Origin of the sequence: Myxococcus dinghuensis, from assembly GCF_024198235.1 — a bacterium.
In the GTDB taxonomy this organism is placed as follows: Bacteria; Myxococcota; Myxococcia; order Myxococcales; family Myxococcaceae; genus Myxococcus; species Myxococcus dinghuensis.
On sequence record NZ_JAKCFB010000009.1, the window covers coordinates 257,078 to 273,523 of the forward strand.

Here is a 16,446-nt window from a genome sequence, read left to right on the forward strand (position 1 = left end):
CGTGCATCGCGTGGCATCCCTGACGGGCGCTGGCTGCTTTCGACCGGACGGCCCTCGTCGTCGACCCGGGCTCTTGTCTAGGATTGGGGCCATGAGCCTCGTCGTCATGCAGGGCCGCGAGCCGCGGCGGCAGGTGGTCCTCCGTCCCCAGCCCGGGTCCACGCAGGTCGTCATCGCCACGCATGCCTCCTCCGTCACGGTGGAGACGGGAGGCGCCTCGCATCCCGCGCCGCGCATGCCCTCCACGCGCATGACCTTCGTCATCCACGTGCAATCCCTCTCGCTCGAGGGAGACGTCCGCTATGACTTCACGCTCGACGCGGTGGACCTGCTCGTCCCCCAGGGCGTCGCCGGCCCGCACGTGGACGAGGTGCGCAAGAGCCTCGCGTTCCTCCCGGGGCTCACCGGGAAGGGGCAGGCGGGACGGCGCGGCAACACCCTGGACCTGAACCTGCCTCCGAGCCTGTCACCCGAGCGCCGCAAGGAGTTGCTGGCGCTGGCCAAGGCGCTCCAGTTCGTGGGCAATCCCTTCCCCCAGGAGGCCGTTGGACTGGGGGCGCGCTGGGAGCTGCCGCTCTACGGCGTGGGGCCCGTGCCCGCGCAAGGCACCTCCAGCTTCGAGCTGACGTCGATGGACGAGGTCCACGTCGGCACGCGCTTCCTCATCCAGCAGACCTCGAAGAACCAGCCCGTGCCGGCCGAATACCAGACGCGCCCGGAGGGCTCGGAGCGGATGATGGTGCGTTCCCAGACGAAGGGGGAGAGCCTGTTCCGGATGGACAGACTCTGGCCCGCACGGAGCGAGATGGAGATGCGCGTCCAGGCGGACCTCTCCGCGGAGCAGGAGGACCCGCCACGTCGGCTGCGCCTCGTCACGGAGGTGAAGGTCCTCCTGGAGGAGAAGCCGGCGTGATGTGATTCCGGAAGTAGGTCGTCTGGTTCGAACGCGGCGGGCCAGACAACCCGTGACAGGGATTGTTCGATAATCTCTTGAAAGCGATTTCCGGGTCCGCTTTGGGGGGACTCGTGTAGGCCAATATCCGCCACGGCGGACCGACGCGGAGCTGGGGGCATGCGAGTCAGCGAGGGTGGATCTACTCGGGCCACGGGTGAATCGCAGGGCAGTGGTCAGGGCAGCGCGGCCGCGGAGGCGGAGCGCGCGGCGCGTGAGGCCCAGAAGGCCGCGGAGGCGGCGGCGCGGGCGGCGGCGGAGGCCGCGCGAGCGCAGGCGGCCCAGGCCGCGCAGGCGCGTGCCCAGGCGGAGGCCGCGTCGCGGCAGGCCCAGGACGCGATGAAGAAGGCCCAGGACGCCCTGGCCGAGGCCCGCAAGCAGAACGTGCCCAAGAGCGAGCTGACGCGCGCCGAGCAGGCCGTGGCGAAGGCGACCGCCGCCGCCCAGCAGGCCGCGACGTCCGCCCGCGCCGCGGCGCAGCGTGCGTCCACCGCCAGCTCGTTCGTGCCCGCCCAGACGGCCGCGCAGCCTCGGCCCGTGATGGGGCCTCCGGCCCAGGCTCCGGGCGTGACGCCGGGCTACACGAAGGAGCAGGCCGCCAAGGACGCCACGGAGCTGTACCGCGCGATGAAGGGCGGCCTCACCGGGTGGGGCACGGACGAGGACGCCATCTTCAAGACGCTGGACAAGAAGTCGCCCGCGGACATCGCCCTCATCCGCCAGTCCTTCAAGGAGCACTACAAGCTCGACCTGGACGCCACGCTGCGCGACGAGCTGGGCGGCGACGACCTCACCCGCGTCAACGGGATCCTCGCCGGCAACAAGGGCAACGCGGGCGCGGCCGCCATCCAGCAGCAGACCGGCTGGTTCGGTGACAAGGACGCGATGCTCAACACCCTGCGCCAGGCGCCCCCCGCCGAGCGTCAGGCCATCGCCCGCTCCTTCCAGCAGATGTACGGCAAGGACCACCCGGGCATCCAGGCCGCCACGCCCGAGGAGTTCATGCAGAAGGCGCTGGGGTCCAGCCTCGATGCCGCCCAGCGCTCGCAGTTGGCCAACCTGCTGGCCACCACCCGCGCCACGTCGCCCGGGGACGTGACGAGGCTGGAGGCGGACGCCGCGCGCTCCAAGGTGCATGACGCGCTCCAGGGCTTCTTCGGCGCGGACAGCAAGAAGGTGTTCGACACCCTCGAGGGCCTGCCGGCCGAGCAGAAGAAGCTCCTGCTCGCGGACGCCTCTCTCCAGACGGAGCTGCGCGGCAAGCTGTCGAAGGAGGACTACGCGCGCGCCCGGGGCATCCTGGAGGGCAACCCCGCGGCCTCGAACGCCGCGAAGATCGACAGCGCCACGCGGGGTTGGTTCGGCACGGACAAGAGCGCCGTCCTCGACGTGCTGAAGAACACGAAGCCGGAGGACCTGCCCGCGCTGAAGGCGGAGTTCCAGAAGCAGACGGGCCGGTCGCTGGAGTCCGAGGTCCGCGGTTGGGGTGGCGCGGACACGCAGGTGGGCCTGCGCTACCTCAACCCGCCCGCCGCCGACGACAAGCGGGGCCAGGCGGAGGCCGCCGCGGAGCAGCTGCACCGCGCCATGGATGGCATCGGCACGGACGAGGCGGCCCTGCGCGAGGTGCTGGGCAACAAGTCGAAGGCGCAGATCGACGACATCACCGCCGCGTACCGCGACCTCTACAAGCGCGACCTGCGCTCGGACCTGACGTCGGAGCTGGGCGGCCGCGACAAGTTCGAGATCGTCGACCAGATGTACGACCTGGGCGCCATCGACCCGAAGGCTCCGGACGCGGCCCGGCAGCAGGCGGACCGGCTGCGGGCGCAGCAGCGGTTCGAGCAGAGCAACGGCCTGGGCTTCATCGACACCATCCAGCACCTCACCAAGGGGGAGTCGGACTCCGAGCGGCTGGAGCGCAACCTGAGCGCGGCGGAGACGGCCATCGCGACGGGCGACACGGACGCCGCCAACCGGCGCCTGGGCTACTCCACCGACGACGTGAAGGACCTGCAGGAGACGAAGGACAGCACCGCGGACATGGCGGCCACGGCCGCGGTGGCGGTGGTGACGACGGCGGCGGTGGTGGCCACGGGTGGCGCGGCGACGCCGCTGGCCATCGCGGGCTACGCGGCGCTGGGCGCCACCACGCGCGTGGCGACGCAGGCTTACTTCAAGGGTGACGCGCTGGGCCTGGATGGGGTGGCCCAGCAGGCGGTGGTGGGCGCCATCGAGGGCGGCACCGCCGTCATCCCCCTGCCCAAGGTCCTGGGCGGCGCGAGCACCACCGCCGCGGCGGAGGTCTCCGAGCAGGTGGTGAAGCAGACGCTGGCGCAGCGGGTGCGCACCACCGCCATCCAGGGCGCGTGGGAGGGCGGCGTCGGCGGGGCGCTGGGCGGCGCGGCCGACCAGTCGATGCAGAGCGAGACGTGGAAGAACGGCGTCCTGCCGGGGCTCGCGCAGGTGGGCCAGCGCGCGCTGGTGGATGGCACCGTGGGCTCGGTGTTCGGCGCGGGCGGCGGCGTGGTGATGGACGGGGCGATGGCGGGCGTGTCGCATCTGGCGCGGCCCAAGGAGATCCCCGTCTCCGTCAACCCGCAGCTCGAGGGCCGCACCGTCCACGTGCGCTACGGCGAAGGGCGCGTGCGCATCGAGGCGGGGCCGGAGGCGACGGCCGCGGACATCGCCGCCCACATGGAGACGGCCCGCACCCTCCAGAAGTACGAGGGCCCGCTGGGCCAGGCGCGCCAGCTGCGCGACGCCGTCATGCAGGAGCTCACCCAGCGGCCCGGTTACGGGACGCAGGGCTTCGAGTCCCAGCTCGAGGTGAAGAAGCTCAAGTCGCTCATCCAGGAGCTGGAGTCCGTCCAGCAGCGCATCGACACGCGGCTGGGGCAGCTCGGGGAGACGGACGTGGCGTCCGTCGCGCAGCGCGAGGCCATCGAGAAGGAGATCGCCGGCCTGCGCTCGCAGCTCGACGTGCACGCGGGCCAGGTCGACTCGCTGGACTCCGCGCGTGGCTACGTCGCGGCGGAGCAGTCGAGCAAGGGCCGCCTCGAGGCCGAGGCGCGCGGCTACCCCACGGACCCCAAGGACCTGCCGGCGAACCACCACTGGGTGCAGAACGAGTACGGCGAGCTGTTCCTTCGCAACGACGGTCCGGGCACGCGCATGCAGTACGTGCCGCCCAAGGACGGCGTCGCCGGCAAGTTCGAGCCGGTGCCGGACTACGAGCCGCCGAAGAAGATCTCCCCCAACGCCACCCGCGCGGACGCGTTCCGTGAACTGGGCGGCACCGACGCCAACAAGCCCCTGGGCCAGTGGCTGGACGTGATGAAGCGGGAGGGGGTGCTCACCCGCGACCAGGAGTTCATCGACGCGCTGCCCGCGTCGCCCGGAGGCCGCAGCGCGGACACCATCCGGCACGAAGCCAAGGTGGGGTTCACGGAGAAGCTCGTCGACAAGCTCGTCCGCCTGGACACCTCCGAGGGCCAGCAGGCGCTCGCGGCGGCGCGCAAGCTGAAGAAGCCGGACGGCACGCCGTTCACCGAGGCCGAGGCGCGCCTCGCCGCCAGCCAGCAGGAGATGCTGCGCGTCACCTCGCGGCTGTCGAACTCGGACAAGGGCGCCATCGCCAACCGCTGGTACGAGCAGACGTTCCTCGCGAGCCGCGCGGGACGTCGCGAGGTGCGGCTGAGCCAGCAGGAGGCGCAGGCGCTGGGCGTGACGCTCAACAAGGACCGGCGCATCGACGTCGTGGAGGGCCACGGCGCGACGGTCCGCGAGCTCAAGAACGTCGCGACCGGGTTCGGCGAGAGCGAGAAGCTCCAGATCCTCGACGACATCAAGCTGTACGACCGCTACCTGCCGGCCGACAAGGTGACGCCCTCGGTCCCTGGCGTGGGGCCCGCGACGCCGCAGAAGGTGGACCGCGTCAACCTCACCATGCTGGACCCCAAGGGCGTCGTCGCCAACAAGGACTTCATCCGCGAGCAGCTCGCCGACCCCAGGAAGCAGGCCTTCTTCGAGGTCGAGGTCTACCGGCCGGATGGCACGTCGGTCGTCATCGGCCCCGATGACGTCAAGGCGCGCGCGGAGTTCATCGAGAAGCTGTCGGGGAGCAAGGCCGACCTCGAGAAGTACCTCGGGCTCGACAAGACTCCGTGAGCACTGGATAGTGATGGGGCGCTTTGAGCACTGGCTGGTGCGACGAGGAGGGTGACGGACATGGAGATGGGAATCGGGCTGTCCGGGTCCGACATGCCTGCCCTCGTTCGAGCCCTCGCCGCGCGGTGGCTCCCCCAGTCGGTCCCCGGCGCGTTGTCGGTGGACTACGCGGAGAAGCCCCCCCGCGCGGATTGGCTGCAAGCCGCCATGCTCGGCGACAAGTCGTGGGCCAAGGCCACGTGGGACGGCAAGGGTTGGAATCAGCTCCTCGTCGAGCCCCCCGTCGCCATGGTGCGCGGGCATCACGACAAGGACGTCCGGCGGTTGCTGACGGAGCTGGCGCCGCTGCCCTTCGCGCTCGCCTCGTTCGGCAGCCTCCACCCGGATTGGAAGGTGGGCGCGCGCGCCTATGCCGCGCCCGTGCTGGACGACCTGCACTTCCCGCACGGCTGGGGCTGCGCGTTCAAGGGCGCCGCCGGCCACTCGCGGCTGGTGTCCCGCCGCTGGCTGGAGTTCGGGCCCTGGCGGTTGCTGAAGGGCCCGGACGACGTCTCCCTGGTGCAGTTCCACGACCTGGACGCGGACTCCGCCACGGCGTTCGCCCAGGCGAAGCCCGGTCACGACCGCATGGGCTACGGGCTGGAGGGCGGCGTCATCCGCTCGCGGCACCAGCGGATGCACGAGCTGACGGGGCTCTACGACGCGAAGACGCAGGCCCTCAAGTTCATCGTCCACGGGCGGGAGGTCTCCCAGGCGGAGATGCTCGACGCGTGCGCGCTGCGCCTGACGGGCTCGTTGGGGCCGGGGCAGCCGGTGAATCGCGTGGCCTATGTCTTCGTGGAAGCGAACAAGGCCCGCGAGCACCTGCACGAGCTGTGGCTGCGCGAGCTGGAGTGCTGGGCCATCGAGCAGGGGCAGGAGGTCCGCCTCGACGCGGACTACCGCCCGACGCCGGTGAAGCCGGACTGGGTGAAGGCGTTGGAGTCGCGCGAGGCCTCGGCCTCGAGATGAACGACCGCGGTGACACCCGGTCCTCGCCCTACGAGGTCCATGGCGAGGACGGCATCCTCATCTCCGACGACGTGTCCCGCATCGACGTGGACGTGGTGCATGGCTTCCTGTCCCGCGCGTACTGGAGCGCCGGGATTCCACGCGACCTCGTCGAGAAGGCGATGCGCAACTCCCTGGCCTTCGGCGTGTATGCGCGGGACGGGGCGCAGGTGGCCTATGCGCGTGTCATCACGGACCGCGCGACGTTCGCCTACCTCTGCGACGTGTATGTGGATGACGCCTGGCAAGGCAAGGGCCTGGGCAAGCAGCTCATGACGGCCATCATGGCGCACCCGGACCTCCAGGGCCTGCGGCGCTTCAACCTCGTGACGCTGGATGCCCATGGGCTCTATGCCCAGTATGGCTTCACGCCGCCGAGGTTTCCGGAGCGCTACATGGAGAAGACGGACCCGGACATCTACAAGCGCAAGGCGTGACGCGGCGCTGGCCCGCCCTTCGCATCCGGCGCTCCAGGGAGGTGTGTGGTGGAGCGCATCCAATCGCCGACGAGGTCGCGGGAGGACGCGGAGGGCGAGGCCTGTGTCCTCTGTGACGCGGTGCTGGAGGGGACCCGCTGTGGTCATTGCGGCGCGGCGGTGTCTCCGGGCGGCTACCGCGTCCAGCGGCTCCTCTCCCAGTCGCCCCACGGGCGCGTCTACCTGGCGGTGGATGGTGAAGGCCGGCGGGTGGCGCTCAAGGAACTGCTCTTCGCCATGGTGCCCGGGACGGAGCAGCTCGACGCCTTCGAGCGCGAGGCCGCCGTGCTGCGCGCGCTGGAGCACCCGGACATCCCGCGCTTCGTCGCCAGCTTCCAGGAGGGGCGCGGGGTGGGGACCCGCCTGTACCTCGCCCAGGAGTTGCTGGAAGGGGAGTCCCTGCTCCAGCGCCTCTCCCGGCGTCGCCTGGCCGAGGACGAGGCGTGGACGCTGGCGGAGCAGGTGCTCCAGACGCTGGACGCGCTGCACCGGCGCACGCCCGCGCTGGTGCACCGGGACGTCAAGCCCGCCAACCTCATCCTCCGGCCGGATGGACGCGCGGCGTTGGTGGACTTCGGCGCCGCCCGTCACCTCGCGCGTGACGTGACCCATGGCTCCACGCTGGTGGGGACGTTCGGCTACATGCCGCCCGAGCAGCTCGGAGGCACGGTGGAGCCGTCCAGCGACCTGTATGCGTTGGGCGCCACGCTCGTGCACGCGCTCACGGGCCGCGAGCCCGCGGAGCTGATGGGGGATGGGCTCACGCTGTCCTTCGAGGCGCACCTGCCGGCCGTGTCGGACGGCGCGAGGGCCTTCCTGCGCAGGCTGCTGGCGCCCCGGCGCGCCGACCGCTTCCCCTCCGCGAAGGACGCGCTCCTCGCGTTGCGGGCCCTCCGGGCCGCGTCGAGCCCGGAGCCCCGGGGCATGGCCGCCGGGGCCGAACCGCCCGCGACGGTGGGCGCACAAGGCGTCGTGGTGGCGCCCGTGCCGGCAGAAGCCTCGCGGGGGCCTTCAGCGCGGGAGGAGGGCGTCACCGCGGGACCCGCCGAGTCGGTCGACCGGGCGGAAGCGCCGCCTGTCTCCGCCCACCGCAAGCGCTTGCGGCGGACCCTGCTGGCGGTGTCTGCCGCCGCGGCCCTCATGGGGATGTTGCGCCTGCTGGGCACGCTCTGGGGGAGCGGCGCGAGGGTCGAGGACTCCCCCGCGTGGAACAACCTCCCGGAGCGGGCGGCGCCGCGCACCCACCCCGCATCACCTGGCAGTGGGACAGGGCGCCCCCACTTCCAGACCCCCTGGCCGGGGGAGTCGTCCTCACCCCGGTAGTCGTGGCGAGCGGCCGGAGGGCCACGCCTCGTGGGAGGCCTCCGTGGTTGTCCACGCACGAGGCCCGCGGGCGCGAGGACACAGTCCCCGGTTTCCGCTTCACTGAAGCACCGTGGTTACATCGGCGTGCCGTGGCCCCGTGCTTGCTCTTCGTCGGGCAAGCCCTCGCAGAGCACGACATTCCATGTCCACAAACGAATCCGAACCCACCCCGCCGAAGCCGCGGCTCATGCATCGTGTCCTCGGCGAGCTCCGCTGGACGCCCCCACCCTGGGCCGCCGCGCTGGGCCGCCTGTTGCTCCACGGCCTTCGCGGCGCGTGGGGAGCGCTCCGCCGTCATCCCAAGCGGGTCGCGCTCGGGTTGGTGGTCTTCATGGCGCTGGCGGTGGGCGCGGACGCGACCTACCGGTGGTATCAGGCCCGCCCCAAGCCGGTGCGGTACGAGTTCACCGCCACCTCTCCCCAGGCCACGCCCATCGAGGAGACGCCGCGCTTCGATTCGGTCCACGTGCGCTTCAGCGGCTCCGTGGCGCCCCTGGAGGCCATCGGCAAGCCAGTGACGACGGGCGTCAGCCTGACGCCGCGCATCGCCGGCGCCTGGCGCTGGGAGAACGACCGGACCCTGGTCTTCACCCCGACGGAGGACTGGGCCGTGGGGCAGGAGTACCAGGTCACCCTGGAGCGCTCGCTGGTCCCCGAGCACATCCTGCTGGCCTCCTACGAGACGAAGTTCCGCTCAGCGCCCTTCTCCGCCCGCGTCACGGCGTTCTCCTTCTACGAGGACCCGCGCAACCCCAAGGAGAAGCGCGTGGTGGCCACGATGCGCTTCTCGCATCCGGTGGACCCGGCCACCTTGACGCGCAACCTGAAGTTGTCGCGCAACGGCAAGGACTCCGTCCTGCTCGGCCCGAAGGACGAGGCCCATCCCTTCGAGCTCACCTACGACAAGCTGAAGGGCGAGGCCTACCTCCAGTCCGGCCTCATCCCCATCCCCGAGGACGACGAGACCATGACGCTGACGCTGTCGCCTGGCGTGCGGGCGGCGCGTGGCGGCCCGGGCCTGGAGGTCGGGGAGCGCCCGACGGTCACCATCCCCGGCATGTACAAGTACTTCCAGGTGGGCGAGGTGGACATCTCCCTCGTGCGCAACGAGCGGTACGAGCCCGAGCAGGTGCTCATCGTCACGCTCTCCACCGGCGTCACCGAGGAGGAGCTGCGAAAGCACCTCAGTGTCTGGGTGCTGCCCCGGAACAAGGCCTCGTCAGAGGGAGAGGACGCGATTCCGAACCACGCGTGGGACGACGTCCAACTCATCGGTGACGAGGTGCTCGCCGGCTCCACGCGGCTGAAGTTGGAGCCCATCTCCACCGACCGCGAGCACGCCACGCTGCACAGCTTCCGCGTCCATGCCGACGTGGGGCGCTACCTCTATTTCCGCCTGTCGCAGGGCACGCGCTCGGCGGGAGGCTACGTGCTGGCGAAGCAATACGACGCCACCGTGCGTGTGCCGGAGTTCCCGGAGGAGGTGAGCATCCTCCACGAGGGCGCGCTGTTGAGCCTCGCGGGAGAGAAGAAGGTCACCGTGCTGTCCCGGGACGTGTCGGCCCTGCGCTTCCAACTGGGCCGCGTGCTGCCGGAGCAGGTCAACCACCTGGTGAGCCAGACGTCCGGCCGCTTCGCGCACCCCAGCTTCAACAACTACCGGTTCGACGAGGAGAACATCTCCGAGGGCTTCTCGGAGGTCCGTCGTCTGGAGGGCGCGGGACGCGGCAAGGCGCAATACGCCGCGTTCGACCTGACGAACTACCTCACGCCCGCCAATGCGCCCACGGCGCGCCGGGGCCTGTTCTTCTTCAAGGTCCAGAGCTGGGACCCCGACCGCCAGCGGCCGACGGAGAAGGAGGACTCCCGGCTGCTGCTGGTGACGGACCTGGGGCTGGTGGTGAAGGACAACGCGGACGGCTCGCACGACGTCTTCGTGCAGACGCTCGGTGCGGGCGCCCCCGCCGACGGGGTGAGCGTGAGCGTGCTGGGCAAGAACGGCCTGCCGGTGCTCAGCGGCACCACGGACGCGGAGGGACACGTGGCCTTCCCGCGCATGACGGACTTCGTGCGCGAGCAGGAGCCGACGGTCTACCTGGCGCGGAAGGGCGAGGACTTCGCCTTCATCCCGGTGAACCGCTCGGACCGGCAGCTCAACTTCTCCCGCTTCGACGTGGGCGGCGTGACGAGCGGCTCCAGCCCGGAGCGGCTGACGGCCTTCCTCTTCTCCGACCGGGGGCTCTACCGCCCCGGGGACACCTTCCACGTGGCCATGGTCATCAAGGCCGCGGACTGGAGTCAGCCCCCCAGCGGCGTCCCGCTGGAGGCGTCCATCCTGGACCCGCGGGGCCTGGAGGTGCACAAGCAGAAGCTGTCGCTGTCCTCCTCCGGCCTGGAGGCGCTCCAGTTCACGACGCAGGAGACGTCTCCCACCGGGAGCTACGGCATCAACCTGTACGTGGTGAGGGACGGACGGCGCGGCAGCCTGCTGGGCTCCACCCAGGTGCGGGTGGAGGAGTTCCTCCCCGACCGCATGCGCATCACCACCGCCTTCAGCGCCGAGCGCACGGAGGGCTGGGTGTCGCCGGAGAAGCTGAAGGGCCGGGTGACGCTCAAGAACCTCTTCGGCATCGCGGCGGCGCAGCGGCGGGTGTCCGCGGAGCTGACCCTCAGCCCCATGTACCCGGGCTTCCGTCAGCACCCGGGCTACACGTTCCACGACCCGTTCGGCGCCACGCGCACCCTGACCGAGCGGCTCGAGGGCGCCATCACCGACGAGGACGGTGAGGCGGAGCTGGAGTTGGGCCTGGCGAAGTTCGAGAAGGCCACCTGGCGCGTGTCGTTGCTCGCGGAGGGCTACGAGGCGGAAGGAGGGCGAGGCGTGTCGTCGGGGGCTTCCATCCTGGTGTCGCCGCTGGCCCACCTCGTCGGCTTCAAGCCGGACGGAGGGCTGGGCTACCTGAGTCGGGGTTCGGAGCGCTCGGTGCACTTCATCGCCGTGGACCCGTCGCTGAAGCGGGTCGCGGTGCGGGGCCTCAAGGCGGAGCTGGTCGAGCGGCGCTGGGTCTCGGTGCTCACGCGGCAGTCGAATGGCACCTACCGGTACCAGTCCGCCCGCCGCGACACGGTGCTGCGCACCCACGACGTGGACATCCTCGAGACCGGGCTCGCGTATGCGCTCTCCACGGAGCAGCCGGGTGACTTCGTCGTCGTGTTGAAGGATGGCGAGGGCACGCAACTGTCGCGGGTGGAGTACACGGTCGCGGGCCGGGCCAACCTCACGCGCGCGCTGGAGAAGAACGCGGAGCTGGAGGTGAAGCTCGCGCGACAGGACTACGCCCCGGGCGACGACATCGAGCTGAGCATCAAGGCGCCCTATACCGGCGCGGGCCTCATCACCATCGAGCGCGAGCGCGTCTACGCGTGGAAGTGGTTCAAGACGGACGCCACCAGCAGCGTGCAGACCCTCCGGCTGCCGCCCGGCATCGAGGGCAACGGCTACGTCAACGTGACGTTCGTGCGCGCCATGGACTCACAGGAGATCTTCATGAGTCCGCTGAGCTACGGCGTGGTGCCGTTCTCGGTGAGCAAGGACAGCCGCGTCCTCCAGGTGACGTTGACCAGCGCCGAGCGCGCGCGCCCCGGTGAGCCGTACCGCATCCGGTACAAGGGCAACCGCGCGGGGAAGGCGGTGGTGTTCGCGGTGGACGAGGGCATCCTCCAGGTGGCCAGCTACGCGACACCGGACCCGCTGTCGCACTTCTTCAAGAAGCGCGCGCTGGAGGTCCGCACCGGCCAGATCCTGGACCTGTTGCTGCCGGAGTTCTCCGTCTCCAAGGCCGTCTCGTCCATGGGCGGAGACGACGAGGGGATGGACGCCATCGGCAAGAACCTCAACCCCTTCAAGCGCAAGCGGGACAAGCCGGTGGCGTTTTGGTCCGGCGTGGTGGACATCGACGCGTCGGAGCGGGAGCTCGTCTACGACGTGCCGGACAGCTTCAACGGCGAGCTGCGGGTGATGGCGGTCGCCGTGGGGCGGGAGTCGGTGGGCGCGGCCACGAGGCGCGCCGTCGTCCGGGGGCCGTTCGTCATCACCCCCAGCGTGCCCACCTTCGTCGCGCCGGGCGACGAGTTCTCCGTGGGGGTCGCGGTGGCCAACAGCGTGGACGGCTCCGGCAAGGGCGCCCAGGTGTCGCTGGAGCTGAAGCCGTCCGAGCACCTCGAGGTGGTGGGCAAGGCGCTCGAGCCGCTGAAGATCGACGAGGGGCGCGAGGCGAGCACCACCTTCCGGGTGCGCGCGAAGGCGGTGCTCGGCGCGGGCTCGCTCACCTTCACCGCGTCGCTGGGCAAGGAGCACCTGCGCCAGACGGTGAGCCTGAGCGTCCGGCCCGCGGTGCCGTACCTGACGACCCTCACCGGCGGGCACGTGACGGACGACGCGGTGGACCTGGCGGTGAGCCGGAAGATGCACGGCGCCTACCGCCTGCTGGAGGTGAGCGTGTCACCGCTGCCCCTGGGGCTGGCGCCGGGGCTCGCGACGTACCTGGAGAAGTACCCCTACGGTTGCACCGAGCAGCTCGTCAGCCGGGCCTTCCCGGCCGTGGTGTTGAAGGACCGCATGGAGCTGTTGGGGAAGACGGCGCTGACGCCCGAGGAGAGCTTCGCGGTGGCGCTGCGAATCCTGCGGGAGCGGCAGAACGACGAGGGGGCCTTCGGCCTGTGGGCGGCCAACGCCTACGCGCCCGTGTGGCCGAGCATCTACGCGCTGCACTTCCTGACGGAGGCGAAGGAGCGCGGCTTCGCGGTGCCGCCCGAGCTGCTGAACCGCGGCCTCACCTGGCTGAGCCGGCTGGTGAGCTACTCGCCCGGCAACCTCGCCCAGGCGCGGGCGGCGGCCTATGGACAATACGTGCTCACCCGCAACGGCAAGGTCTCCGGCGCGTCGGTGAGCGCGCTGCGCACGTGGCTGGACCGGTACGCCAAGGAGACGTGGCCCAAGGACCTGACGGCGGCCTACCTGGCCGCGACGTACAAGCTGTTGAAGCAGGAGAAGGAGGCCGCGCTCGCGCTGGCGAAGGTTCGCCTGGGCGAGCCCCAGGCGGAGGACTACGCGTCGCTGTACGACGGGCTCGTCTACGACACCCAGGTGCTCTACCTGCTGTCGCGTCACTTCCCGGAGCGGCTGGTGGACTTCCCCGCGGATACCCTGGTCGGGCTGGCCAGGCCCATCCATGCGGAGGCGTTCAACTCGCTGTCGTCCTCCTACGCCATCCTCGGGTTCGACGCCTATGTGCGCGCACTGAAGGGCGGAGGCAAGGCCACGACCGGCGCGGCGAAGCTCCAGGAGAAGGTGGCGGAGACGCTGCGCCCGCTCGCCTTGCCCCAGTCCCTCGTCGCCCGCGCGAGCTTCTCCGACGGGGCCACGGCGCTGCGGCTCGAGAGCGAGTCCCAGTGGCCCTTGTTCTTCCAGGTGACGCAGGCGGGCTACGACCTGGAGCTGCCGCGCACGCCCATCCTCCAGCGCCTGGAGGTGCAGCGTGAGCTGGTGGGCCTGGACGGCAAGGGGGTGACGGAGGTCCAACTGGGAGAGGAGGTGGAGGTGCACCTGAAGCTCCGCCAGCTCGAGGGGGCCTCGTCCGCCGTCGCCATCACCGACCTGCTGCCCGGGGGCTTCGAGGTGGTGATGGAGCGCCCCGAACCGTCTTCGCAGGAGCGGTCGGACGAGATGCCCGAACCCGAGCCCGAGGCCGAGGCCGAAGATGGGCCGCGCGATGAAGGGTATGACGGGGATGGAGAAGCGCCGGAGGAGCAGGTCGCCGCGAACGACTCCTACCCGGAGCCCGTCCCGGTCGCGGGGGGCTGGCTGCCTCCCGTGGGAAGTGACCGCTCCTCCTTCCTGCCGGAGTACGTGGACGTGCGGGAGGACCGGGTGGTGCTCTACGGGCGCGCCAGCGCGGGCGTCACCGAGTTCATCTACCGCGTCAAGGCGACCCACGTCGGGAAGTACGTGATGCCACCGGCGTTCGCGGAGGGCATGTACGACCGTCGCATCCGCGCGCGCTCGGTGGCCTCCCAGGTGACGGTGAGCCCGCCGTGACGCGTCGTCGTTGGGGTGGGGTGCTCGCGGCGGTGGTGGGGCTCGCGGTGCTGTACGCCGCGGTGCCCCGTCCGCCGCTGCGCGAGGAGCTGGGCTTCTCACAGGCGGTGTTCGACCGGCAGGGACGGTTGCTGCGCCTCACCCTGTCTCCCGACGAGAAGTACCGGTTGTGGGTTCCCCTGGAGCGCATCCCCACCGCATTGGTGGACGCCACGCTGCTGCACGAGGACCAGCACTTCCGTACACACTTCGGCATCAACCCCGTGGCGGTGGGGCGCGCCATCTGGAGTACGTACGTGACGGGCGGGCGGCGCATGGGCGGCTCCACGCTCACCATGCAGTTGGCGCGCATCCGCTACGCAATCCCGTCGCGCACGCTGGGCGGGAAGCTGTGGCAGATGGCGCGGGCCCTCCAGCTCGAGTGCACCTACTCGAAGGACGCGCTGCTGGAGGCGTACCTCAACCTCGCGCCGTATGGGCGCAACGTGGAGGGCGTGGGGGCCGCCAGCCTCGTCTACTTCGGGCGGGGCGTGGAGCGGCTGACGCTCGGGGAGGTGCTCACCCTGGCCGTCATCCCGCAGAGCCCCGCGCGCAGGGACCCGGGGCGGGACTCGGGGGTGTTGACGGCCGCGAGGCTGCGCCTGTTCGACCGGTGGCGGGTGTCGCATCCGGAGGACGCGGAGCGGCGCGCGCTGCTCGCCCAGCCGCTGCCGGTCCGGCGGCCGGAGGAGTTGCCCTTCCTCGCGCCGCACTTCGTGGAGGGGGTGCTGCGCCGCGGGCCGACGGGCGCGGGCGTGACGAGCACGCTGGACCTGGGGACGCAGCGGCTGCTGGAGCGGCACGTGCGCCAGTACGTGGAGCGGCGGCGCGACGTGGGCCTGCGCAACGCGGCGGCGCTGGTGGTGGACTGGCGGACCCTCGAAGTCCGCGCGGCGGTGGGCTCCGCGGACTTCTTCGACGCGAGCATCGACGGGCAGGTGGACGGCACGCGCGCGAAGCGCTCCCCCGGGTCGGCGCTCAAGCCGTTCATCTATGGCCTGGCGTTCGACCAGGGGCTGGTGCACCCGCGCACGATGGTGAAGGACTCGCCCATGGGGTTCCGGGGGTACGACCCGGAGAACTTCGACGGCGAGTTCGTGGGGCCGCTGTCGGCCGAGGCCGCGCTGGTGAGGAGTCGCAACGTCCCGGCCGTCGCGCTCGCGGGGCAGCTCCGCGCGCCGGGCCTGTACGGCTTCCTCCGTCAGGCGGGCGTCACGCGGCTGCGGGAAGAGTCGCACTACGGCCTCTCCCTCGCGCTCGGCTCCGCCGAGGTGACGATGGTGGAGCTGGTGGAGTTGTACGCCATGCTCGCCAACGGCGGCGTGCTCCACGCCTTGCGGCTGGGCGCGGAGGCTCCCCGGGACGAGGGCTCGCGGCTCTTGAGCGCGGAGGCGAGCTTCCTGGTGCTCGACGCCCTGGAGAAGTCGCCCCGCCCCGCGCAGTCGTTCCGGGGGGAGCTGGCGCGCGACACGGTGCCCGTGGCCTGGAAGACGGGGACGTCCACCGGGTTCCGGGACGCCTGGAGCGTGGGCGTGGTGGGGCCCTATGTGGTGGCGGTGTGGGTGGGGAACTTCGACGGGCAGCCGAACCCGGCCTTCGTGGGGCAGACGGCCGCGGCCCCGTTGATGTTCGAGCTGGTGGACTCGCTGCGCGCGAAGGACCCGGAGGTGCGGCGCGTGCGGCGCACGCCCCCCGAGGGCGTCAGCCACGTGCAGGTGTGCGCGGTGTCCGGTGGCATCCCGGGGCCGCACTGTCCACGCGCGGTGCGCACGTGGTTCATCCCGGGGACCTCGCCCATCCGCGCCTGTGACGTGCACCGCGAGGTCTGGGTGGAGACGCGCACGGGGCTGCGGGCCTGTGGGCCGGGGCCGTCGACGCGCGCGGAGGTGTACGAGTTCTGGCCTTCGGACCTGCTGCGCCTCTTCCAGAAGGCGGGCGTGCCCCGGAAGACGCCGCCGCGGGAGGCGGCGGACTGTGGCTTGGAGTTGAGCGCGAGCACGGGGCTGGCTCCCCGCATCACCACGCCCGAGGAGGGCGTGGACTACAACCTGCGGGCGTCCTCGGAGGCGGCGCAGACGGTGCCGCTGTCGGCGGTGACGGACGCGGACGTGCGGCGGGTGTTCTGGTTCGTGGACGAGCGGTGGGTGGGAACCTCCTCGCGGGGAGAGAGCCTGGAGTGGGCGGCGCGACCGGGGTCCTACGTGGTGCGCGCGGTGGACGACCGGGGGCGTTCGGACGCGAGGACCCTGCGGGTGCGGTTGGTCCGCTGACCTGGGGACGTGGGATTGGCTATCCTC

Annotated in this window: 7 protein-coding genes; all 7 read left to right on the top strand. The window is 71.3% G+C overall.

Annotated elements, in window-relative coordinates:
• Nucleotides 1-91 precede the first annotated feature (91 nt).
• The 7 genes from LZ198_RS15675 (at nt 92) to pbpC (ending at nt 16,419) form a co-directional block, all read left to right on the top strand.
• The gene (locus LZ198_RS15675; RefSeq protein ID WP_253972766.1) at nt 92-913 is read left to right on the top strand and encodes a hypothetical protein; all 822 of its coding nucleotides are present in this window, start codon (nt 92-94) and stop codon (nt 911-913) included.
• Nucleotides 914-1,072: 159 nt separating this feature from the next.
• Nucleotides 1,073-5,122 carry an annexin gene (locus tag LZ198_RS15685; RefSeq protein ID WP_267145471.1) on the top strand — a complete coding sequence of 1,350 codons (4,050 nt, stop codon included), beginning with the start codon at nt 1,073-1,075 and terminating at the stop codon, nt 5,120-5,122.
• A gap of 60 nt (nt 5,123-5,182) precedes the next feature.
• Nucleotides 5,183-6,133, top strand: a complete 951-nt coding sequence (locus tag LZ198_RS15690; protein WP_253972767.1) for a hypothetical protein — start codon at nt 5,183-5,185, stop codon at nt 6,131-6,133.
• The gene (locus LZ198_RS15695; protein WP_253972768.1) at nt 6,130-6,609 is read left to right on the top strand and encodes a GNAT family N-acetyltransferase; all 480 of its coding nucleotides are present in this window, start codon (nt 6,130-6,132) and stop codon (nt 6,607-6,609) included. Before LZ198_RS15690 ends, LZ198_RS15695 begins: the two co-directional genes overlap by 4 nt.
• Nucleotides 6,610-6,657: 48 nt before the next feature.
• Nucleotides 6,658-7,971, top strand: a complete 1,314-nt coding sequence (locus tag LZ198_RS15700) for a serine/threonine-protein kinase (protein WP_253972769.1) — start codon at nt 6,658-6,660, stop codon at nt 7,969-7,971.
• Between the two features lie 229 nt (nt 7,972-8,200).
• Nucleotides 8,201-14,110 carry an alpha-2-macroglobulin gene (locus LZ198_RS15705; RefSeq protein ID WP_253972770.1) on the top strand — a complete coding sequence of 1,970 codons (5,910 nt, stop codon included), beginning with the start codon at nt 8,201-8,203 and terminating at the stop codon, nt 14,108-14,110.
• On the top strand, nt 14,107-16,419 hold the full coding sequence (pbpC, locus tag LZ198_RS15710; protein WP_253972771.1) for a penicillin-binding protein 1C: 2,313 nt from the start codon (nt 14,107-14,109) through the stop codon (nt 16,417-16,419). Before LZ198_RS15705 ends, pbpC begins: the two co-directional genes overlap by 4 nt.
• Nucleotides 16,420-16,446 lie beyond the last annotated feature (27 nt).

Excerpts from the sequence above, each read along its gene's own strand:
- LZ198_RS15685 (WP_267145471.1), top strand. The coding sequence starts at position 1,073 with ATGCGAGTCAGCGAGGGTGGATCTACTCGGGCCACGGGTGAATCGCAG.
- LZ198_RS15705 (WP_253972770.1), top strand. The coding sequence starts at position 8,201 with ATGCATCGTGTCCTCGGCGAGCTCCGCTGGACGCCCCCACCCTGGGCC.
- LZ198_RS15695 (WP_253972768.1), top strand. The coding sequence starts at position 6,130 with ATGAACGACCGCGGTGACACCCGGTCCTCGCCCTACGAGGTCCATGGC.
- LZ198_RS15675 (WP_253972766.1), top strand. The coding sequence starts at position 92 with ATGAGCCTCGTCGTCATGCAGGGCCGCGAGCCGCGGCGGCAGGTGGTC.
- LZ198_RS15690 (WP_253972767.1), top strand. The coding sequence starts at position 5,183 with ATGGAGATGGGAATCGGGCTGTCCGGGTCCGACATGCCTGCCCTCGTT.